Source organism: Nocardioides sp. (assembly GCF_036401255.1).
Lineage (GTDB): Bacteria > Actinomycetota > Actinomycetes > Propionibacteriales > Nocardioidaceae > Nocardioides.
The window spans coordinates 19,851-40,176 of the sequence record NZ_DASWVI010000080.1 but is presented as its reverse complement, the minus strand read 5'-3'; the positions used below and the strand labels follow the sequence as shown (position 1 = coordinate 40,176).

The 20,326-nt window shown below is 74.0% G+C and carries 20 protein-coding genes and 1 pseudogene; 11 read left to right on the top strand and 10 right to left on the bottom strand.

Features of this window, described 5'->3' with window-relative positions; translation table 11 throughout:
* The 4 genes and pseudogenes from VGD85_RS03830 to VGD85_RS03815 form a co-directional block, all read left to right on the top strand.
* Positions 1–430 (top strand): annotated as a pseudogene (locus tag VGD85_RS03830) (hypothetical protein); the annotation flags it as partial.
* A 27-nt stretch (positions 431–457) separates the two neighbouring features.
* Complete coding sequence (locus tag VGD85_RS03825; RefSeq protein ID WP_331062125.1) at positions 458–1,183, top strand: hypothetical protein; 726 nt, start codon at positions 458–460, stop codon at positions 1,181–1,183.
* A gap of 112 nt (positions 1,184–1,295) precedes the next feature.
* Positions 1,296–2,204, top strand: coding sequence for a universal stress protein (locus VGD85_RS03820; protein WP_331062124.1), 909 nt, complete (start codon positions 1,296–1,298; stop codon positions 2,202–2,204).
* 8 nt (positions 2,205–2,212) lie between these two features.
* Entirely contained in the window at positions 2,213–2,815 is a 603-nt protein-coding gene (locus VGD85_RS03815) for a class I SAM-dependent methyltransferase (RefSeq protein WP_331062123.1), read from the top strand.
* A gap of 128 nt (positions 2,816–2,943) precedes the next feature.
* On the opposite strand, the gene VGD85_RS03810 is transcribed toward VGD85_RS03815, so the two are convergent.
* Entirely contained in the window at positions 2,944–3,201 is a 258-nt protein-coding gene (locus VGD85_RS03810; protein WP_331062122.1) for a hypothetical protein, read from the bottom strand.
* 13 nt (positions 3,202–3,214) lie between these two features.
* A complete protein-coding gene (mca, locus tag VGD85_RS03805; protein WP_331062126.1) occupies positions 3,215–4,066 on the bottom strand; it encodes a mycothiol conjugate amidase Mca in 852 nt (283 codons plus the stop codon).
* Between the two features lie 95 nt (positions 4,067–4,161).
* Here mca and VGD85_RS03800 point away from each other — a divergent pair, with 95 nt between their 5' ends.
* Positions 4,162–4,563: a DUF4307 domain-containing protein gene (locus VGD85_RS03800; protein WP_331062121.1), complete on the top strand. Its 402-nt coding sequence runs from the start codon at positions 4,162–4,164 to the stop codon at positions 4,561–4,563.
* Positions 4,564–4,759: 196 nt separating this feature from the next.
* Positions 4,760–5,263: a transcription elongation factor GreA gene (gene greA, locus VGD85_RS03795; protein ID WP_331062120.1), complete on the top strand. Its 504-nt coding sequence runs from the start codon at positions 4,760–4,762 to the stop codon at positions 5,261–5,263.
* 292 nt (positions 5,264–5,555) lie between these two features.
* Here greA and ilvA read toward each other — a convergent pair whose 3' ends face one another.
* Genes ilvA through VGD85_RS03775 form a run of 4 tightly spaced genes read right to left on the bottom strand, consistent with a single transcriptional unit; the run spans position 5,556 to position 10,651 of the window.
* Positions 5,556–6,794 (bottom strand): threonine ammonia-lyase, encoded by a 1,239-nt coding sequence (gene ilvA / locus VGD85_RS03790; RefSeq protein ID WP_414690752.1) that lies wholly within the window; start codon positions 6,792–6,794, stop codon positions 5,556–5,558.
* Positions 6,763–8,130: an AI-2E family transporter gene (locus tag VGD85_RS03785; protein WP_331062118.1), complete on the bottom strand. Its 1,368-nt coding sequence runs from the start codon at positions 8,128–8,130 to the stop codon at positions 6,763–6,765. Before VGD85_RS03785 ends, ilvA begins: the two co-directional genes overlap by 32 nt.
* Before the next feature lie 9 nt (positions 8,131–8,139).
* On the bottom strand, positions 8,140–9,495 hold the full coding sequence (locus VGD85_RS03780) for a glutamate mutase L (RefSeq protein ID WP_331062117.1): 1,356 nt from the start codon (positions 9,493–9,495) through the stop codon (positions 8,140–8,142).
* Complete coding sequence (locus tag VGD85_RS03775) at positions 9,488–10,651, bottom strand: cystathionine gamma-synthase (RefSeq protein WP_331062116.1); 1,164 nt, start codon at positions 10,649–10,651, stop codon at positions 9,488–9,490. Before VGD85_RS03775 ends, VGD85_RS03780 begins: the two co-directional genes overlap by 8 nt.
* A 192-nt stretch (positions 10,652–10,843) precedes the next feature.
* Here VGD85_RS03775 and msrA point away from each other — a divergent pair, with 192 nt between their 5' ends.
* On the top strand, positions 10,844–11,506 hold the full coding sequence (gene msrA / locus VGD85_RS03770) for a peptide-methionine (S)-S-oxide reductase MsrA (protein WP_331062115.1): 663 nt from the start codon (positions 10,844–10,846) through the stop codon (positions 11,504–11,506).
* A 24-nt stretch (positions 11,507–11,530) separates the two neighbouring features.
* Here msrA and VGD85_RS03765 read toward each other — a convergent pair whose 3' ends face one another.
* Positions 11,531–12,253 carry a GAF and ANTAR domain-containing protein gene (locus VGD85_RS03765; protein WP_331062114.1) on the bottom strand — a complete coding sequence of 241 codons (723 nt, stop codon included), beginning with the start codon at positions 12,251–12,253 and terminating at the stop codon, positions 11,531–11,533.
* A 262-nt stretch (positions 12,254–12,515) separates the two neighbouring features.
* Here VGD85_RS03765 and VGD85_RS03760 point away from each other — a divergent pair, with 262 nt between their 5' ends.
* Positions 12,516–12,872 carry a YciI family protein gene (locus VGD85_RS03760; RefSeq protein WP_331062113.1) on the top strand — a complete coding sequence of 119 codons (357 nt, stop codon included), beginning with the start codon at positions 12,516–12,518 and terminating at the stop codon, positions 12,870–12,872.
* A gap of 6 nt (positions 12,873–12,878) precedes the next feature.
* Here the strand turns inward: VGD85_RS03760 and VGD85_RS03755 are convergent, their stop codons facing one another.
* Positions 12,879–15,305, bottom strand: a complete 2,427-nt coding sequence (locus tag VGD85_RS03755; RefSeq protein ID WP_331062112.1) for an ABC transporter permease — start codon at positions 15,303–15,305, stop codon at positions 12,879–12,881.
* 6 nt (positions 15,306–15,311) lie between these two features.
* A complete protein-coding gene (locus tag VGD85_RS03750) occupies positions 15,312–16,076 on the bottom strand; it encodes an ABC transporter ATP-binding protein (protein WP_331062111.1) in 765 nt (254 codons plus the stop codon).
* A gap of 230 nt (positions 16,077–16,306) precedes the next feature.
* Here VGD85_RS03750 and VGD85_RS03745 point away from each other — a divergent pair, with 230 nt between their 5' ends.
* On the top strand, positions 16,307–16,591 hold the full coding sequence (locus VGD85_RS03745) for a PspC domain-containing protein (protein WP_331062110.1): 285 nt from the start codon (positions 16,307–16,309) through the stop codon (positions 16,589–16,591).
* Positions 16,592–16,745: 154 nt separating this feature from the next.
* A complete protein-coding gene (locus VGD85_RS03740; RefSeq protein ID WP_331062109.1) occupies positions 16,746–17,306 on the top strand; it encodes a hypothetical protein in 561 nt (186 codons plus the stop codon).
* 20 nt (positions 17,307–17,326) lie between these two features.
* Here the strand turns inward: VGD85_RS03740 and VGD85_RS03735 are convergent, their stop codons facing one another.
* Positions 17,327–18,913 (bottom strand): NAD(P)/FAD-dependent oxidoreductase, encoded by a 1,587-nt coding sequence (locus VGD85_RS03735; protein ID WP_331062108.1) that lies wholly within the window; start codon positions 18,911–18,913, stop codon positions 17,327–17,329.
* Between the two features lie 71 nt (positions 18,914–18,984).
* Here VGD85_RS03735 and VGD85_RS03730 point away from each other — a divergent pair, with 71 nt between their 5' ends.
* Positions 18,985–20,322 carry an AarF/ABC1/UbiB kinase family protein gene (locus tag VGD85_RS03730; RefSeq protein ID WP_331062107.1) on the top strand — a complete coding sequence of 446 codons (1,338 nt, stop codon included), beginning with the start codon at positions 18,985–18,987 and terminating at the stop codon, positions 20,320–20,322.
* Positions 20,323–20,326 lie beyond the last annotated feature (4 nt).

Here is a 20,326-nt window from a genome sequence, read left to right as displayed (position 1 = left end):
CCTGGTCCTGCTCGGCGCGGCCGGCCTGGGACTCGCGATGGGTCCGCTGCTCGGCCTCGCCCAGGCGGCGGCACTGCACGGTGCCGTGCCCCACCCCTGGCGGTGGGTCGCGGCGAACACGGCGGCCTGGCCGGTGGCCATGGTCGTGATCTTCCTCGGCGCCACATCGCCGGACGCGTCCTGGCCGGTCTGGTCGGTCCTGGTCCTCGGGGCCGTGACAGGGGGCGTGGCCGGTGGCCTGCTGGGCGTGGTGTCGGGGTGGTTCCTCCCCTCGCTGACCGGAGCGACGGGTGTGGACCGGAACGGGCGGCACTGGCGCACCGCGCCGCGCACCGCCGAGGGGGTCGCAGCGGCCCCTGGTCGGCGAGGTGCGCGGCAGGCTCTCGGGGCGCCGGTGCCGCCTGACCCCGTCGAGTCTCGTTCCACCTGATCGCGAAGGTCGTGAGGACGCATGAGCGTGTCCCCTCCCCCGCCGGTACCTGACATCCACGTGGCGCCCCGGCACCCGGTACGCCGACCGTGGACGACCGGCCGGATCGTCGCGACCGTCGCCGCAGCGCTGTTCCTGCTGCTCGGCATCGGCATGGCCGTCGGCGGCGGCGCCCTGCGGCTGGCCGACTCCACGATGCGCAACGACGCCGGCTACGTGATGAGCGATCGCCACACCTGGCAGTCGCCCGGCTACGCCGTACGCTCCGAGAGCGCCGAGATCCGCACCGGCTCGACGACCCTGGACCTGCCCGCGCGACTGCTCGGCACGATGACCGCGACCGCCGACCCGGCCACGCCGAACGGAGTCTTCCTCGGGGTGGCGCGCACGGAGGACGTCGACCGCTACCTGCGCGACGTCGCGGCCTCGACGATCATCGACCCGCTCGACGACGGCGAGCCGTCCCTGCGGTTCGTCGACGGCGGCTCACCGGCCGTGGCGCCCACCGAGGCGACGTTCTGGGTGAGCTCCGCGAGCGGACGGGGTCCGCAGACGATCACCTGGGAGCCCGAGGACGGCGAGTGGACGCTCGTGGTGATGAACGGCGAGGGCACCACCCCGGTGTCGGCGAGCGTGGCGGTCGGCGCCGAGGTGCCGGTGCTCGACACGCTCGGCGCCGTGCTGCTCGTCGTCGGGCTCGTGGTCGTCGGGCTCTCCGGCATCGGGCTCTGGCTGGCGGTGCGGCAGCGCTGAGCCGGATCGGAGGGCCCGTCGTTCCTCGGGACCTCCGGCCCTGCCCCGGGGCGGGGGTCGCGGCGCACCCTCGAAGCAGCAGCGGCAGCCCCGTCTCGGAGGAGGGCACAGCATGGTGAGCTCGCACCCGATCGTCGTCAGCGTCCCGAACGGCGACCTCGATCCCGCGCTGCGCTTCGCGGCCACCGAGGCGGCGCTGCACGGCACCCCGGTGCGGCTCGTGCACGCCTACGAGCCCGGGCCCTCCCTCTCCGGGCCCCCGGTGACGCAGGCCGGCGCGACCGAGGTGCTCCGCCGGGCGCTCCAGCGCGCCGAGCAGGTGCTGGGTCCCGACATCGAGGTCAGCGGCGGCCTCGTGCGCGGGCCGGCCGTCGAGAGCGTCCTCGACGCGAGCCACGAGGCGTGGGTCGTCGTGCTCCAGCGCCGCGACCTGCTCCACCTGATCCGCAGCCTGACCCGCTCGATGGACCGCGCCGCCGTACGCCGCGCCCACCTGCCCCTGGTCTGCGTCCCGCCCACCGAGGTCGCCTCGGCCGGCGACCGGCCGGTCACCGTCGGGGTCGACGCACCCGAGCACAGCACCGCGCTGCTCCGCGCCGCGGTCGCCATCGCCCACGAACGCGACGCCCCGCTGCGCGTCCTGCACACCTGGTCGTTCCCGAGGCCCTACGACGACGCGGTGCTGCAGCGGGTCGGCCGGGAGTGGGAGGCCTGGGCGCACGAGGACATCGAGAACGTGCTGCGCGGGTCGCCCGTGCGCGACGCCGTGCAGGTCGACATCGAGATCCACCACGGTCCGCCGTTGCCGGCGCTGCTCGCCGCCGCCGAGGACTCCCGGCTCATGGTGCTCGGCCGGCACGGGGTGCACCGGGCGCTCGGCTCCCGGCTCGGTCCGGTGACCCGGGCGGTGCTGCACGACGCACCGTGCCCGGTCCTGCTGCTGCCGACCGCCGAGCTCCCGGCCGACAACCTCGTCGGCGCCGCCCACCGGTCGGGCGACCAGCTCGACCGGCGTGCTTGAATCGCCGGATGGACGCCCGGGACTGGGACGAGAGGTACGCCGCCGCCGAGCTGGTGTGGTCAGCGGCCCCCAACGAGTTCGTCGCGACCCACCTCGCCGAGCTGCCGCCGGGGCGTGCCCTCGACCTGGCCGCCGGCGAGGGCCGCAACGCGATCTGGCTGGCGCAGCGCGGGTGGGACGTCACCGCCGCCGACTTCTCCCAGGTGGCGCTCGACAAGGGCCGCCAGGTCGCCGGCGACACCGCGGTCCGCTGGGTGTGCGCCGACGCCACGACTTGGGCCGAGACCTCGGCGTACGACCTCGTCGTGCTGGCCTACCTGCAGCTGCCCGAGACGCAGCGGCGAGCGGCCGTCCGCGCGGCGTTCGCCGCGCTCGTCCCCGGTGGGACGTTCTTCCTCGTCGCCCACGACACCACGAACCTCACCGAGGGCACCGGCGGTCCGCAGGACCCGGCCGTCCTGATGAGCGCCGAGGACGTGCTCGCCGACCTCGCCGACCAGGCCTTCGACGTGGTCCGCGCCGGGCGCGAGCCGCGCACGGTCGGCGACGGCCACGGCGAGGAGCCGGTGCGCACGGCCTGGGACTGCCTGGTGCGGCTGGTGCGGCGCTGAGGGCCGCTGGCCGGCCCCGGCTCCCCCACTGTAACGCCCGTTTACCCTGCCTACCCACCCTGCTGCAACAGGGTCGGCAGGCAGGGTAAACGGGCGTTACAGGAGCTGGGAGCGGACCCGGCGCCGGCTCAGGCCTGGTGGTCGGCCGGCCGCTGCGCTGACGCGTCGTCGTCGTCCACGGGGCCGTAGACGCCGGCCTCCTGGGCGGCCTTCGCCTTGCGCAGCTGCTTGACCAGGCTGAAGCCCAGGAGCGCCACCGCCACGATCAGGGCGATGAAGATGCCGAAGGCCAGCCAGCCGGCCTTGACGTCGTCGTCCTCGGGCACCTCGTCGGCGAGCGAGACCACCGCGGTCAGCAGGTCGGGGGCGAGGGTGAGCACGTGCATGGGGACGATCCTCTCACTGAGGGTTCGTGATGCCGGCGAACAGGTCGTCCTCCGGCGTCGGGGAGTCCACGTGGCTGACCACGAGCTCGTAGTCCTCGGTCGGCCACACCTTCTGCTGGATCTCGTGCGGCACGGCGAACCAGAAGCCGTCGGGATCGATCTGGGTCGCGTGCGCGAGCAGCGCCTGGTCGCGCACCCCGAAGTAGTCCGAGCACGGCACCCGCGTGGTGATCCGCGCGTCCCACTCCGGCTCGGGCTTCCACTCCTTCAACCGCTCGGCGTAGGGCGACTCCAGGCCGTGCTCGAGCATCGCCTCGTGGATCGCGGTCATCCGCGGCCGGTTGAACGAGTGGTGGTAGTAGAGCTTCAGCACCTGCCACGGCTCGCCGAGCTCGGGGAAGCGCTCCGGGTCGGCCGCGGCCTCGAACGCCGCCACGCTGATCTCGTGGCACTTCACGTGGTCGGGGTGCGGGTAGCCGCCGCGTTCGTCGTACGTCGTCATCACGTGCGGCCGGAACCCGCGGATCAGCCGCACCAGCGGCACGATCGCCTCCTCCAGCGGCACCAGCGCGAAGCAGCCCTCCGGCAGCGGGGGCTTGGGGTCACCCTCGGGCCAGCCGGAGTCGACGAAACCGAGCCAGTCCTGCCGGATGCCGAGGATGTCGCGGGCGCGCTCCATCTCCTGGCGGCGGATCTCGGTGATGTTGGCCAGGATGTCGGGACGGTCCATCTTGGGGTTGAGGATCGACCCCCGCTCGCCGCCGGTGCAGGTGGCGACGTGGACGTCGACCCCCTCGGCGACGTACCTCGCCGTCGTCGCCGCCCCCTTGGACGACTCGTCGTCGGGGTGGGCGTGCACGTGCATGAGGCGGAGGCCGGCGCGGGGCTTGCCGGACGACGTCGAGGCGGGCTGCGTCACCCGGCAATCCTAGGCGCGGCGCCGGATGGGACGATCGGGGCGTGACGACCCCCTCCGACCTCGCCGACCGGTACGGCGCCCCCGCGCCCTGGCGGCGCCGGGCGCTGCTGGTCGCCAGCGTGGCGCTGGCGGCGGCGTTCCTGGGATGGCTGGGGTGGACCATGTGGGCGCAGTCCACGCCGAAGGTGGAGTCCTCGCTGGTCGGCTACGACGTCCTCGACGAGCACTCGGTCGAGGTGACCGTGCGCGTCGACCTCTCGGGCGACGACGTCGAGGCCCGCTGCCTGCTGCGAGCCACCGCCGAGGACCACACGATCGTCGGGGAGCTCACCTTCACCCCCACCGGCAGCGGCCGCACGGTGCAGACCGTGCGCACCGAGCGCCGGGCCACGTCGGTGGAGTTGATCGGGTGCACCGCGCCGGGGCAGAACCGCCCCCGCTGAGCCCCTCCCGGAAGGCGTTGACCTGCGCTCTCAGGGGTCAGTTGTTAGTATCGAAGTTCTGACTGTCCGCGGGGCCGTCCAGGGAGAGGCCCGGCGCGTACTCGCACACGCCCACACCGGACGGCCGGACGCGGACACCGGCACACCGCGACGGACGAGCAGTTCCGTCGTACCTCGAAGCAAGCAGGAGTACCCGATGACACAGGCAGCACAGCCCGGCACCGTCTGGCTCACCCAGGACGCCTACGACAAGCTGCAGGCCGAGCTGGCCAACCTCAAGGGCCCGGTCCGCCAGGAGATCATCGCGCGCATCAGCTCCGCCCGGGACGAGGGCGACCTGAAGGAGAACGGCGCCTACCACGCCGCCCGCGAGGAGCAGGGCAAGATCGAGGGCCGGATCCGCCAACTCGAGGACATCCTGCGGCGCGCCGAGGTCGGCGAGACGCCCCCGAACGACGGCGTCGTCGAGCCCGGCATGGTGGTCACCTACAAGTTCGTCGGCGATGACGACGACGAGGTCGAGACGTTCCTGCTCGGCGCGCGCGAGATCGAGCCCGAAGGCCTCACCGTGTACTCGCCGCAGTCCCCGCTCGGCTCTGCCATCAACGGCAAGCAGAAGGGCGACACCGTCTCCTACGAGGCGCCCAACGGCAAGGAGCTCCAGGTCGTCATCGTCGACGCGGTCCCCTTCGAGGGCTGACGGCGCCCTCCGAGGAACGAGGAGGGGTGCCGTCGACGGTGGTCGAGCGAGCGGCGCGAGTGAGCTAGCGAACTCGCGACCCGCGTGTCGAGACCCATCCACCGTCGCGAGACATGAGTCCCCGCCGAGTCGGCGCCAGGTTCTGGAAACTGGCGCCGACTCGCGGCACATCCGGGGGAAACTGGCGCCGACTCGCGGCACATCCGGGGAAACTGGCGCCGACTCGCGGCACATCCGGGGGAACTGGCGCCGACTCGCGGCACATCCGGGGGAAACTGGCGCCGACTCGGCCTCAGTCGTAGACGCGGTAGCCGCGCTCCCGGAGCCGGTCGAGCAGCTGGGCGGTGTGGGGCTCGCCGCGGGTCTCGAGCTGGAGGTGCACCTCGACCTCGTCGAGGCTCAGCGTCGGCGAGATGCGCTCGTGGACGACCTCGAGGACGTTCGCGCCGACCGCCGAGACGTCGGTGAGCAGCTGGGCCAGCCCGCCCGGCAGGTCCGGGATGCACACCCGCAGGTAGAGGTAGCGACCGGCGGCGGCCATGCCGTGCCGGATCACCTTGCCGAGCAGCAGCGGGTCGATGTTGCCACCCGAAAGCACCACGACGGCGGGGGTCTCGAACGCCTGCGGCCGGTCCAGGACCGCGGCGACCGCGGCGGCACCGGCCGGCTCGACGAGCATCTTCGCCCGCTCGAGCACGGCGAGCACCGAGCGGGACAGCGACGTCTCGGAGACGGTGACGATCTCGTCGACGTGGTCGCGCACCGCCGCGAACGTCACCTCCCCGGGCAGGCCGACCGCGATGCCGTCGGCCATCGTCTTCATCGACGTCAGCGCGACCGGGTGCCCCTCGGCCAGCGAGGTGGGGTACGCCGCGGCCCCGGCCGCCTGCACCCCGATCACCCGGACGTCGGGGCGCAGCGCCTTCACCGCGATCGCGACGCCCGCCAGGAGACCGCCTCCCCCGGTGGGCACGAGCACGGTCTTGAGGTCGGGCGCCTGCTCCAGGATCTCCAGGCCGGCCGTGCCCTGGCCGGCCACGATGTCGGCGTGGTCGAAGGGATGGATCAAGACCGCCCCGGTGCGCTCGGCGAACGCCTTGGCCTCGGTCAGCGCGTCCTCGAGATAGCGGCCGTGGAACAGCACCTCGGCGCCGTACCCGCGCGTCGCCTTCTCCTTGGGGATCGGCGCGCCCTCGGGCATGAACACGGTGGCCTTGATGCCCAGCAGCTGCGCGGCCAGCGCGACGCCCTGCGCGTGGTTGCCCGCCGAGGCCGCGACGACGCCGTGGGCACGCTCCTCGGGGGTGAGCCGGGAGATCCGGACGTAGGCGCCGCGCGGCTTGAACGACCCGGTGCGCTGGAGGTTCTCGCACTTGAGCACCACCGGCCCGCCCGCGATGGCCGACAGCCACCGGGACTCCTCCATCGGGGTCTGGATCGCCACCCCGGCCAGCACCCGGCGGGCCTCCTCGATGTCGGCCAGACCGACGCTCGGCACCTCACTCACCCTGCTCACGCTCCTCCGGCTCATCGGACTCGTCGGGCACGTCCACCGTCGACCCCATCTCCTCGTAGTCCTCCTCGAGCTCCTCGACGGGGTCGTCCTCGCCGACGTCGGTGCTCACCGCCAGGTGCTGGACGACGGCGTTCAGCGCGGCCGCGAGCGGTACGGCGACCAGGGCGCCGGCGACGCCGGCCACGAGCACGCCGCAGCCGATCGCGACGATCACGCCCAGCGGGTGCAGCGAGACCCAGCGGCCCATGAGGAACGGCTGCAGCACGTGGCCCTCGATCTGCTGGACGAGCACCACCCCGCCGAGCATGAACAGCGCGGTGATCGGGCCCTGGTCGACCAGCGCCACGAGCACGGCCACGGTGCCGGCGACGGTCGCACCGACCATCGGCACGAACGCGCCGAGGAAGACCAGCACGCCGATCGCAAGCACGAACGGCACCTGCAAGATGCCGGCGACGACCATGATCCCCAGGGCGTCGACCGCGGCAACGATGACGGTGGCGCGCACGAACTGGGTCAGCGAGATCCACGCGACCCGCCCGGAGCTGTCGACGTGCTGCCGGGCCGCCCGCGGCGCGAGCCGCACGAGCCAGGCCCAGATCCGCTGGCCGTCGGCGAGGAAGAAGTACGTCGAGAACAGCACGATGAAGAACGCCGCGAAGATGTGGCCGACCGCGGTGCCGACCTCGGTGACGCTGCCGAGGTCGAAGCCCTCGCCGGTCTTCTCGAGGCCGTCCTGGGCCCGCTGGATGTAGGTGTCGATCTGGGAGTCGCTGGCGTGCAGCGGCCCGTCGCGCAGCCAGTCCTTGATCTCCCCGAGGCCCTGGGCCGACTGGTCGGCGAGGTCCTGCGCGCCGTTGGCGACCTGCTGGCCGGCGAACGTGAGCAGCGCGACCACGAACCCGATGCCCGCCAGCACGACCAGCAGTGCCGCGAGTCCGCGTGGCAGCCCGATCCGGTCCAACCCGTCGACGACCGGCACCGCGAGTGCCGCGATCAGCAGCGCGATCGCCAGCGGGATCGTGACGAGCGCGAAGAACGCGACCAGCCAGAGCAGCACGTACGCCGCGGCCGCGATGACCAGGAACCGCCAGGCCCACGCCGCCGCGAGGTCGATCCCCCACGGCACCTGCGCGCGGCTGAAGTTCGACGGGCCGGTCGGGATCGGCCCGGGCTGGGCGCGGCGCTCGTCGCGCAGCGTCGCCCACTGGTGCGCGAGCCGGGTGGCGATGCCCTCGGCGCTGTCCTCCGCCGGCCGCGGACGCAGGTTGATCGTGGGCAGTCGCCGCCGGCCCTGCGGGCGCGCCGCGGGCTCGTCGGGCACCGCGGGGCCGTCAGCGTCGTTGCTCACGGCGACAGGCTATCCAGCACCGCGGCCCGCCCCCGGGTACACGACCGGGTCCGCGAGTGTCATCGCCAGGCGGTACGCCGGGTCGGGGTGCTCGGCCGCGAGCAGCCCGACCGCGGCCAGCACGTAGTCGGTGTCGACGACCACCCGGGGCCCCCGCGGCAGCTGCCAGCCGCCGTCGACCTCGCCGGTGCTCCCGGCGAGCACCCGGTCGACGACCCCGGGGCGGCCGTGCCGCAGCACGCCGCCGGAGCCCACGAGGAGCCCGACGCGGCGCAGGTCCTTGCCGGTGCGCTCGACGACCCGGCCCTCGGGGCTGACCACGACGCGCGAGCGGCCGGCGTGCCGGCGCAGCGCCTGCCCGACGGCGGCGCGGGCGATCGCCTCGTCCTCGTCGCGCTCGACGTCGGAGGAGGGCAGGAACCCGGGATCGGCGTGCCGCCGCCGGGCCGCGCCCTCCAGCTCCGGCTGGTCGGCGACCGTGGTGAGGGCCGACCAGCGCATGCCGAGGTCGCCCTCGACGGTCCGGGTGACCCGGGTGGTGGCGACGACCTCCCGGCCGATCGTGTCCGGGTCGAGCTCGACGACCGAGTGGACGTCGGTGGTCGCACCGCCCACGTCGACGACGACCACGTCGCCCGCACCCCGGGCGAGCACCTCCACGCCGGTGAGCACGATGTCGGGGGTGGCGCCGCGCACCATGTCCGCGAACGCCCCGCGGCTGCTCAGGTGCTTGCCGCCGATGACGTGCGCGAGGAACATCTCCCGCACCGCCGCCCGAGCGGAGTCGGGGGCGAGCTCGCCGATCCGGGGCACGACGTTGTCGGCCAGCACGTGGGGCACGTCGCCGAGGATCGCGGCCACCTCGGGCTGCGCCTCGACGTTGCCGGCCACGACCACCGGCCCCGTCCAGCCGCCGACGACCAGGCCGCGTGCGGCCTCGAGCAGGACCTGGCTGTTGCCGCCGTCGGTGCCGCCGGTCAGCAGCACCACGTCGGGGTCGTGGAGGGCGGTCAGGTCGCCACCGGAGCCCGCGGCCACCACCGCGACGACCTTGCCGCCGCTGGACAGCGCGACCCGGCGACCGGCCTCGGCGGTGACCAGCTCCTCGTTGCCGACCACGGCGATGCGCAGGCCGCCCCCGGCGCTCGAGCAGGCCAGCACCTCGGCGTCGGCCGCCCGGGGGTCCAGGCCGGCGAGCTGGTCGAGGCATGCGTCGTACCCGTCGAGGACGTCGCCCGTGCCGTCGGGTCGGGGCAGCGTGGTGGCGTGCGAGGCGGACGCGACGATCCGTGCGGCGTCGAGGTCGACCAGGGTCGCCTTCGTGAACGTGGACCCGAAGTCCACGCAGACCGTGACCTCAGGCAAGTGCGCGCTCGAGGTCGGCGACGAGGTCGTCGGCGGTCTCGATGCCGACGCTGATCCGCACCAGGTCGGCGGGGACCTCGAGGTCGGTGCCGGCGACGCTCGCGTGGGTCATCCGGCCCGGGTGCTCGATCAGCGACTCGACGCCGCCGAGGGACTCACCGAGCGTGAAGATCTCGGTGCGCTCGCAGACCTGGAGGGCGTGCTGCTCCCCGCCGGTGACCCGGAACGACACCATCCCGCCGAAGCGCCGCATCTGGCGCTGGGCGACCTCGTGGCCGGGGTGGGTCTCGAGGCCGGGGTAGATCACGTCGCCGACCTTCGGGTGGCTGGTCAGGAAGTCGACGACCCGCTCGGCGTTGTCGCAGTGCCGGTCCATGCGCAGCGCGAGCGTCTTCAGCCCGCGCAGGGTCAGCCAGGAGTCGAACGGGCCCGCGACCGCGCCCATGGAGTTCTGGTGGAAGGCGACCTGCTCGGCCAGGTCGAGGTCCCGCACCACCAGCGCGCCGCCGACCACGTCGGAGTGGCCGCCACAGTACTTCGTGGTCGAGTGCACGACGACGTCGGCACCCAGGGTCAGCGGCTGCTGGAGGTACGGCGAGGCGAAGGTGTTGTCGACGACGAGCAGCGCGCCCGCGTCGTGGGCGACGGCGGCGAGCGCCTCGATGTCGCCGATGTTCAGCAGCGGGTTGGTGGGCGTCTCGACCCACACGAGCTTCGTCTCGCCGGGCCGGATCGCCGCGGCGACCGCCTCGGGGTCGGACACCGGCGCCGGGCTGTGCGCCAGCCCCCAGACCCGCTCGACCTTGTCGAAGAGCCGGAACGTCCCGCCGTACGCGTCGTCGGGGATCACCACGTGGTCGCCGGGCCGGCACAGCGCACGCACCAGGGTGTCCTCGGCCGCCAGGCCCGAGGCGAACGCGAACCCGCGCTCCCCCTCCTCCAGCGCCGCGATGTTGCCCTCGAGGGCGGTGCGGGTCGGGTTGGCCGAGCGGCTGTACTCGTAGCCGCCGCGCAGGCCGCCCACGCCGTCCTGCTTGAAGGTGCTGGTGGCGTAGATCGGCGGGATCACCGCTCCGGTCGCCGGGTCGGGTTCGTAGCCCGCGTGGATCGCACGCGTCTCGAAGCCTGCCTTGTGGCGGTGCTGCTGAGTGCTCATCCCCCGAGGCTAGCGGGGCTGCGGGTTTCACCGGTCGGCCGGTGAAACCCGCACGACACGCCGAGGCGCCACGGCGTGTCGTGCGGGTTTCGGCTGCCAGGTGGTGCCTGAGTGGCTCGTGTGACCGGGAACGTCCTCCTCACCACCGGTGTTGGAGACTGTGCAACGTCCCCTCCGAGGCAAGGAGTGCCCGTGTTCCCCACCCGCAAGGCCCAGCTGGTCGCCCCCGAGCAGACGCTCCCGGGGCGCAGCGAGCGCACGTTCGCGATCGCCGAGCGGCACCGCGTCCTGGACGCGCCCGTCGTGACCGACCCCGAGACCGGCGGCATCCCCGACGGCCACGAGGTCGCGGTCTTCGGGCTGGGCTGCTTCTGGGGCGCCGAGGAGATCTTCTGGCAGGTCCCCGGCGTCTGGTCGACCTCGGTCGGGTACGCCGGCGGCACGACCCCCAACCCGTCGTACGAGGAGGTCTGCTCGGGCGCGACCAACCACACCGAGGCGGTGCGCGTGGTCTTCGACCCGTCGAAGGTGTCCTACGCCGACCTGGTGAAGAGGTTCTTCGAGGTGCACGACCCCACGCAGGGCTTCCGCCAGGGCAACGACATCGGCACCCAGTACCGCTCCGCGATCTACTACACGACCTCCGAGCAGGAGCGGGTCGCCCGCGAGCTGACCGCCGTCTACGGCGCGGAGCTCGAGCGGCGCCGGCTCGGCCAGATCACCACGGAGATCCGGCCTGCGAGCGAGACGACGTACTACTACGCCGAGGACTACCACCAGCAGTACCTCGCGAAGAACCCCCACGGCTACCGCTGCCACGCCAACACCGGCGTGAAGTTCCCCGAGACCGTCTGAGCACCGGCGAGAGGCTCGGCCGGCTCAGTCGGCCGCCGGGGCAGGTGACCGGTCGGTGCCGTGGAGGTGGCCGGTCGCGACCAGCTCCGCGGCGATGTCGCGCACCTTGGTGTTGGTCTCGGAGCTGACCCGGGCCAGCACGCTGAAGGCCGCACCCGGATCGAGACGGTAGCGCTCCATGACGATCCCGACGGCCTGACCGACCAGCGTCCGGGAGTCGAGGGCACGCGCGAGCTGGTCCGCGGTCCGGGCGGCGGCGACCGCGACGGCGACGTGCGCCGCCAGCGCCAGGCCGTCGTCGCGATCCTCGGCGTCGAACGCGGCGGTCGTCCGCGCGTAGAGGTTCAGCGCGCCCAACCGGTCCGCGTGGGTGAACAGCTGGACGCTCAAGACGCTGCGGACCCCGTGGTCCGCCGCGACCCGGGCACCCCACACCGGCCACCGCGGGTCCGCGGCCAGGTCGGCGGAGTGCACGACCCGCTCCTCCCAGGCGGCGTCCAGGCACGGGCCCTCCCCGAGGGTGGACTGCAGCACGTCGGCGCCGCGGGCGTCGTCATCGGTGTACGCCGGCGTCTCGATGCGCCCCTGGCCCTCGACGAGCGAGATCGTCGCGGCGTCGCAGCCGCGGACGTTCAGCACGGCCAGCCGGACGGCCGTCTCCATGGTGGCCTGCGGATCCGTCCCGTCCTGGAGGTCCCGGGCCGCCAGACCCATCCGTTCCGCGAGATCCAGGCGCTCGGACTGCACGCTCCCGACCGTAGCGAATGTGGCCAGCACGGCAAACGTCAGCGGCGGCGCAGGCTCACCCAGGTGAACTGCTGCCGGGCGGGGCTGGCCAACTGGTCTCCTCGGCCGTCCTGGTCGAGTAGACCGAGTCCCCGTGCCTGATCGGGTCCGCGCTCACGGGCTTCATCATCCAGACTCCCCCGCGACCTGTCGCACCGGCGCCCCGCCGTTCGTAGCGTAGGCAGGAGCGGACGACCGGTCCGCACGAGCACAGGGAGCAGCCATGGCCGAGTACCTCCTCTACTTCAACCAGCAGTGGGTCGGCGACCACTCCGAGGAGTGGTTCCGGAGCCGCTCCGCACCGGCCATGGCCGTCGTCGAGGAGATGAAGGCCGCCGGGGTATTCGTCTTCGCCGGCGGGCTCGAGGAGGACGGTCCGGTCTACGCCGTCGACCCCACCACCGGGGAGACGTTGATCACCGACGGTCCCTACACCGAGTCCAAGGAGTGGCTGGGCGGGTTCGCGATCGTGGACGTGCCCGACGACGAGGCGGCGAAGGTGTGGGCGGGCAGGATCGCCGAGGGCTGCGGCTGGCCGCACGAGGTACGCCGCTTCGGGCGCATGCCCGATCTCCCCTGATCGGCCTCATTCCATGACGCGCAGCGCGGACGGGATGTCGGTGCGCAGCAGCCGGCGCAGCGTGAACAGCGGCGCGAGCGCGACCGTGAGCACGCCGAGCCCGAGCGCACCGACCAGGGTCGTGGGCGAGAGCGTGGCGGTGACCCCGATCTCGGGCAGCACCTCGGAGATCGTGGTCGCCGCCATCCAGCGCAGCACGAGGTAGCCGCCGCCGATCCCGGTGAGCGTGCCGAGGGCGCCGACGACGACCGTCTCGACCGCGGTCAGACCGAGCACGGTGCGCACGGGCAGCCCGTAGGCCAGCATGGTGGCGTGCTCGCGCGAGCGCTCGTCGACGGCGATGCTCGTGGTGTTGAACGCGATCAGCAGCGCCAGCAGCAGGGTGATCAGCGCGGCGACGTTCAAGATCCCGACGAACTCGTCCAGGGTCGCGCGCATCCCCTCGATCGAGGACTGCGGCGTCTCGGCGGACGCCACGTGCGGTACGCCGAGCAGCGCCCGGCGCACGTCGTCGGGCGCATGGCCCTCGGCCGGGGTGATGCTCATGACGTTCGCGGTCCCGGCGAGCCCGAACGCCTCGGCCGTCGCCGGGTCGAGGTAGGCGAAGACCCGCATCGGGTTGGGGTGCAGCCCGGCCACCGTCATCGGCGTCCGGACGGTGCGCAGGCCGGTGGCCGTGGCCTGCGGGTGCTCGACGGTGACGGTGTCGCCGACACCGACGCCGAGGTCGGCGGCCGCCTCCTCGGCCAGCACCAGGCCGCCGGCGTACTGACCCGACACCAGCGTGGGCTGCCAGGCGGCGTCGGTCGGCAGCACGTCGACGAGCAGGTCGACGTCCTCCTGCCCGCCCTCGACGACCGCGGTCACCCGCAGGCCGGCCTCGGCGGCGCCGACCTCGGGCAGCCCCTCGACCGCACCCACGACGTCGCCGTCGAGCGGCTGGAAGGTGTCGAGCGCGACGCTCACCCGGTGTGGCGCGGCGTGCAGCATCTCGGTCTCGGCGCGGTCGAGCGTGGCGTTGAACGTGTCGAGGATGCCGAGCGTGGTCACGAGCGTGGTGATCGCCGACGCGATGCCGAGCGCGGTGAGCGCCGTACGACGCGGGGTGCGCAGCACGTTGCGCAGCGGGATCTGGTGGTAGCCGGGTCCGGGCAGGCGCAGGCGGCGCAGCAGCGGCGCGAGGCCGCTGCCCCGGGCGGCGAGGTGGCCGACCCGGATGGCCTCGACCGGCTGGACCCGCAGCGCCCGCCAGACCGGCCACGCGATGGCGACGAACGGCATCAGCAGGCCCAGCAGCGCCGCCTGGGCGAACACGTCGACCTGGAGCGGCGTGCGCCAGATCGGCAGCGGCACCATGTCGACGAACACCGCGCGCAACGGGATGGACACCGCCCACCCCACGAGCAGCCCGAGCACCACGCCGAGCAGCGCGATCTGGGCGCCGAACAGCAGCGGCCGCCGGGCCAGCCGGCGCGCCGGTACGCCGAGCGCCATGCCGATGCCGATCTCGCGGCGCTGGGCCTCCACGACGCGGGTGGTGAGGTTGAGGGAGGCGAACGCCGCACCCAGGAGGACGAGGAGCGCGACGATCCGCCACAGCTGCTCGTCGCCGTCGATGTCGTCGTACAGCACGCGGTAGGCGTCGATCTCCTCGCGGGTGGTCACGTCGCCCGCGAGCGGCGGGTCGGAGGCCTCCAGCGCGCGCGTGAGCTCCGCGGCGACCGCGTCCCGGTCCGCTCCCGGGCGCAGGGTGAGCACCAGGTCGTTGACCCGACCGGGCGCGCCGGCGGCTCGCTGCACGGTGTGCAGCGAGGTGAACAGCACGCCGTACCCCTTCTGGGTGAGGAACGGCACGCCGCCCTCGCCGCCGGTCACGAGGAAGTACTCGGGTGACTGGCCCAGGCCCACGACGTCGAGGGTCGCGCCGCCGGAGACCGTCAGCCGGGTGCCGACGGACAGCGCGTTCTTGTCCGCGAACGACTCGTCGGCCACCACCGCGCCGGTGCCGTCGTCGTCGGCGGTGAGCGCCCGCCCGGCCGCCACGTGGACGCCGTCGACCGGCGCGCCCGGCCGGGTGTCGGTGCCGACGAGCTCGCCGGTCACCAGGAGGTCGTCGGGGCCCGCGACCTGGGTCGGCAGCACCAGCCGCTCCCGCGCGGCCTCGACGTCCCCCGCGTGCTCGAGCCCGGCGACGACGGCCAGCAGCCGGCCCTCGTCGGTGGTGCTGCCGCTGGGCAGCGCGACGCGCAGGTCGTGGGTGTGCAGCAGCGCGAAGCTCTCGTCGTTGGACTGCGTGCGCCAGGCGGAGGTGCTCATCAGCCCGGCGTACGTGCCGGTCCCGAGCGCGATGACCAGCGCGATCGCGGTCACCACGGGCCAGCGCCGCCGCAGATCGCGCCACGACCAGCGGATCCAGAGCCCGGTCTGCGCCATCTCGGCCTACCAGTGCAGGTCCGCGATGGCGGCCGGCCCGCCCGCGGGTGGCCCGTCGGCGACGATCCGGCCGCTCGAGAGCTCGATGACCCGGTCGGCGACCCGGGAGATCTCCCGGTTGTGCGTCACGACGATGACGGTCTTGCCGACCTCGGCCTGGGCCCGCAGCAGCTCGAGGATCTGCACCCCGGTGCGGAAGTCCAGCTCGCCGGTGGGCTCGTCGGCGAGCAGGATCGGGTTGCCGGTGGCGAGCGCCCGGGCGATCGCGACCCGCTGCTGCTCACCGCCGGACAGCTGATGGGCGAAGTGCCCGGCCCGCTCCCCCAGGCCCACCTGGTGCAGGACCTCCAGCGCGACCGCCTCCGGGGCGTCGCGCCCGGCGACGTCGGCCCCGAACTGCACGTTCTCCAGGGCGGTGAGCCCCGGGAAGAGGTTGAAGCTCTGGAAGATGAAGCTCACGGTGTCGCGCCGCGCGCGGGTCCGCTCGGTCCGGGACGCGGTCGTCAGCTCGACACCCGCCAGCCGGACCGTGCCGGCCGTGGGCGCGTCGAGCGCGCCGATCAGGTTCAGCAGCGTGGTCTTCCCGGAGCCGGAGGCGCCGAGCACCACGACGAACGCCGACTCGTCGACGTGCAGGTTCACCTCGTCGAGGGCCTTGACGACGGTGTCACCGACCTGGAAGTACCGGCAGACGTCGTCCAGGTCGATCCGGGTGCCCTCGCTGCCCACACGGGCGTCGACAGCCGGGCGGGGATCGGTTCCCGCATCCATCCTCCGAGCCTCCCGGGCCGGCCGCCGGCCGCACAGAGCACAACGACCCGACCTGACCGGGCGGCCGCCCGCGACCCCGCCCGCGACCCTGAGGAGCCGGCCCGGACCTCAGGGTCGGGGCAGGGCGGCACCCGATGTGCCGAACCCGGCCGCCGAGGCACCGTGGAGGTACGCCGGGAGCGACCCGGTCCGCCACCAGATCCGCGACGACAGAGGAAGTGCTCGCAGCCATGGACAACATCCACCAGACCTTCGCCCGCAACGGCCTGATCCGGCCGCGGGACCGGCGGGTCCTCGGGGGCGTCTGCGCCGGTCTCGGTCGGCGCCTCGGGATCGACCCGTGGCCGGCTCGGCTGCTGTTCGTGCTGGCCCTGATGGTGCTGCCGGGCAGCCAGATCCTGGCCTACCCGATCCTGTGGATCCTGATGCCCGCCGAGGAGAACGTCGCCTACCTGCAGCCGACCCACCCGACCCCTCCGACCCCGCCCGCCCCGCCGGCGCCGCCGGCGAGCTGAGCCGACTCCTACGCCCGGATCGCGCCGGAGCGCAAGACCCGCGGACCTGCCCGATCGGGCAGGTCCGCGTTCCTCAAGCCCGTCCCCACACCCGCCGATGGAGGAGACGTCGGGGGACATCATCGATGGGGGGCCATCTGTGGGAGGAACACGAATGGGAAACATCACGCGCACGGTCGCCGGCTCGGTCGCCGGGGTCGTGCTCACCGCCGGCCTGGCCGGGCTGGCGGGCACCGCCCTGGGCGACGAGACCACTCCGGACCCGAGCGCTCCCTGTGCGGTCCGCACCGCCCAGGTCACCAAGGCCGAGGCCGCCTTGGCGCGCATCACCGCCGTCTTCGAGAAGAAGCAGGCCGTGGTCGACGAGGCCACCGCTGACCTCGCGACGGCGACCACGCCGCGGGAGAAGGCCGCCGCCCGGAAGGCGCTGCACCAGGCCCAGGCCGCCGAGGCCAAGGCCGCCAAGGTCAAGAAGGCGCAGCAGATGCGGCTGACCAAGGCGCAGAAGCGGCTCGAGACCTGCCTGGCCGGGCAGCCGACGGTCGACCCGACCGTCGACCCGACCGTCGACCCGACCGTCGACCCGACCGTCGACCCGACCGTCGACCCCACCGTCGACCCCACCGTCGACCCCACCGTCGACCCCACCGTGGACCCGACCGTCACGCCGACGGACACCACGGTCCCGGACCCGACGGTCACTCCGGCCCCCTGACAGGGCACGCGGACTGGTCCTCAGCGGCGGACCAGGAAGCGCGCCCGGCGATGGGCGAGCGCGGCGCGCGCGGCATTCGTGCCGGGCGCGCCGTGCACGCCCCCGCCGGGGTGCGCGGCCGCTGACCCCAGGTAGAGCCCGCGCACGGGCGTCTCGGCGCGGCCGAGCCCCGGCACCGGCCGGAACACCAGCTGCTGGTGCAGCTGCGCCGTACCGCCGTTGAGGCCCCCGCCGACGAGGTTGGCGTCGCGGGCCTCCAGCTCGCGCGGCCCCAGCACCCGACGCGCCAGCACCCGGTCCCCGAATCCGGGCGCGAGGCGCTCGATGCGCGCCTGCATCCGGTCGGCGAAGCGGTCGCGGTCCGCCGCGTCCCAGACCCCCCGGATCGTGCCGTCGCCGGCGTCGCGCGCGGTCTGCTGCGGCACATGGGCGTAGGCCCACATCGACTCCGTGCCCGGCGGCGAGCGGGTGGGGTCGGTGGTCGTCATCTGCCCGGCCAGCAGGAACGGCCGGGCCGGCACCGTCCGGGCGGCGACCTGGTCGAGCGCCTCGGCGACCTCCTCGACGGAGTCGGCGACGTGCACGGTCCCCGGGGCGTACGGCGGGGTCTCCCGCCACGGGACCGGCCCCGAGAGCGCCCAGTCCACCTTGACCGTGCCGGGGTCCATCTCGAAGGAGCGCATCGCCTCCCGCGTGCGGCGGGGCAGCGCCTCGTCGGGCACCAGCCGGCCGTAGAGGTGGGGTGCGGCGACGTCGGCGATCACCGCGTGGCGGGCGGCGTACCGCTCCCCGCCGGCCGTGCGCACGGCGACCGCCCGGCCCGCGGCGACCTCGATCGCGGTGACCTCGCTGTCGCACCGGACGTCGGCGCCGGCCGACCGCAGCCGGTCCGCCATCGCGTGAGCCAGCATCCCCGCGCCGCCGACCGGGACCGGGAACCCCACGGTCTGGCCGAGCATCGTCAGCAGCAGCCCCATCAGTCCCGACCCGGGCGCGGTCACCGGGATGTCGGCGTGCGCGGCGTTGCCGGCGAGCAGCACCCGCGGGCCCGCCCCGCCGAACCGGTGCCGGCCCAGGTCGGCGGCCGGCATCAGCAGCTCGCGCACGAACCGCAGCCCGCCGACCGAGCGCAGCCGGGCCAGCGCCGAGAGCCCCGGCCGGACCGGCGGGAACGGCGTCAGCAGGGCCCCGACGATCGCGGGGCCGATCCGGTCCCAGTCCGCGCACAGCGCCAGCCACGCGTCGCCGTCGCCGGGGTGCTGCTCGTCGAACCGGGCGGCCGTGACGTCGCGGTCGCGGTGCAGCACCGCCCACCCGGTCTCCGGCAGCTGGTGGCCCAGCACGGCGGGCGCGTGCGTCCAGCGCAGCCCGTGGCGCTCGAGCCCGAAGCCCTGGATCTCCGCGGAGACCGCCGCCAGCGGGTAGAACGCGCTGAACGTGTCGTGCACGAAGTCGGGCCGCAGCTCCCGGTCGCTGGCCACGGCGCCACCGACGTCCGGCCGTGCCTCGAGCACGAGCACCGACCAGCCGCGGTCGACGAGATGGTTGGCGGCGACCAGGCCGTTGGGCCCGGCGCCGACGACCACGGCGTCGTACTCCTGGCTCACCGGCGCACGGTACCCCCGCCACGCCGGGCACATGCCGGGCCGGCGTTTCGGGCGTCGGGGACAATGGCCGGGTGACCGAGCTCCCCCGCAAGGCCGTGGCGCGGACGGCCCGCCTGGCCGCCTTGCCGCTGGGGTACGCCGGGCGCAGCGCGGTCGGGCTGGGCAAGCGGATCGGCGGGGCGCCGGCCGACGCGGTGATGACCGAGATCCAGCAGCGGACGGCCGAGCAGCTGTTCCGCACCCTCGGGGAGCTCAAGGGCGGCGCGATGAAGGTCGGCCAGATGCTCTCGATCATGGAGTCGGCGCTGCCCGAGGACGTCGCCGGCCCCTACCGCGACCACCTCACCCGGCTCCAGGACGCGGCACCGCCGATGCCGACGCAGACCGTGCGCGACATCCTCGAACGCGACCTGGGCGCCGACTGGCGCGAGCGGCTGGTGTGGCTCGACGGCGGTCCCACCGCCGCCGCCTCGATCGGCCAGGTGCACCGGGGGCGCTGGCACGACGGCCGGGAGGTGGCGGTCAAGGTGCAGTACCCCGGCGCCGCCGACGCCCTGCGCGCCGACCTGCGCGCCCTCTCCCGGGTCGCCCGGACCGCCGCTCCGCTGGTGCCGGGGCTGGACCTCAAGCCGCTCGTCGCCGAGCTCCAGGCCCGGGCCGAGGACGAGCTCGACTACGACCTCGAGGCCGAGGCCCAGGCGGCGTTCGCCGAGGCGTTCCGCGACGACCCCGACATCGTGGTGCCCGACGTCGTGGCGGTCGGTGACACCGTCCTGGTGACGGAGTGGCTCGAGAGTCCCGCGTCGCTGGCGTCGGTCATCGCCACCGGCACCCAGGAGGAGCGCGACCACTACGGCGAGCTGCTCGTCCGGTTCCTGTTCTCCGGGCCGGCGCGCACCGGCATGCTGCACGCCGACCCGCACCCCGGCAACTACCGGGTGCTGCCCGGCCCCGACGGCGAGCCCGGCCGGCTCGGCGTGCTCGACTTCGGCGCGGTCGCCCGGCTGCCCGAGCGGGGCCTGCCCGAGGCGATGGGGCGGCTGCTCCGGGTCGCGGCGATCGAGGACCCCGAGGAGCTGCTCGACGGGCTGCGCCGCGAGGGGTTCATCAAGGACAAGATCCGGGTCGACCCGCAGCAGCTGCTCGACTACCTCGCGCCGTTCGTCGAGCCGACGAAGGTCGAGCGGTTCCGGTTCTCCCGCGCGTGGATGCGCAGCCAGTTCGCGCGGATCAACGATCCGCGCGACCCGGCGTACACGGTCGGCATGAAGATCAACCTGCCGCCGTCCTACCTGCTCATCCACCGCACCTGGCTGGCCGGCGTCGGCGTCCTCTCGCAGCTGGAGTGCGAGGCGCCGTTCCGGCAGATCCTCACCGAGTCGCTGCCGGGGTTCGCCGAGCCCGCCTGATCGG

Bases quoted from the DNA above. Each gene is read 5' to 3' on its own strand.
- VGD85_RS03820 (WP_331062124.1), top strand. From the start codon at position 1,296: ATGGTGAGCTCGCACCCGATCGTCGTCAGCGTCCCGAACGGCGACCTC.
- VGD85_RS03815 (WP_331062123.1), top strand. From the start codon at position 2,213: ATGGACGCCCGGGACTGGGACGAGAGGTACGCCGCCGCCGAGCTGGTG.
- VGD85_RS03810 (WP_331062122.1), bottom strand. From the start codon at position 3,201: ATGCACGTGCTCACCCTCGCCCCCGACCTGCTGACCGCGGTGGTCTCG.
- mca (WP_331062126.1), bottom strand. From the start codon at position 4,066: ATGCACGTGCACGCCCACCCCGACGACGAGTCGTCCAAGGGGGCGGCG.
- greA (WP_331062120.1), top strand. From the start codon at position 4,760: ATGACACAGGCAGCACAGCCCGGCACCGTCTGGCTCACCCAGGACGCC.
- ilvA (WP_414690752.1), bottom strand. From the start codon at position 6,794: ATGAGCCGGAGGAGCGTGAGCAGGGTGAGTGAGGTGCCGAGCGTCGGT.
- VGD85_RS03775 (WP_331062116.1), bottom strand. From the start codon at position 10,651: ATGAGCACTCAGCAGCACCGCCACAAGGCAGGCTTCGAGACGCGTGCG.
- VGD85_RS03760 (WP_331062113.1), top strand. From the start codon at position 12,516: ATGGCCGAGTACCTCCTCTACTTCAACCAGCAGTGGGTCGGCGACCAC.
- VGD85_RS03755 (WP_331062112.1), bottom strand. From the start codon at position 15,305: ATGGCGCAGACCGGGCTCTGGATCCGCTGGTCGTGGCGCGATCTGCGG.
- VGD85_RS03750 (WP_331062111.1), bottom strand. From the start codon at position 16,076: ATGGATGCGGGAACCGATCCCCGCCCGGCTGTCGACGCCCGTGTGGGC.
- VGD85_RS03745 (WP_331062110.1), top strand. From the start codon at position 16,307: ATGGACAACATCCACCAGACCTTCGCCCGCAACGGCCTGATCCGGCCG.
- VGD85_RS03740 (WP_331062109.1), top strand. From the start codon at position 16,746: ATGGGAAACATCACGCGCACGGTCGCCGGCTCGGTCGCCGGGGTCGTG.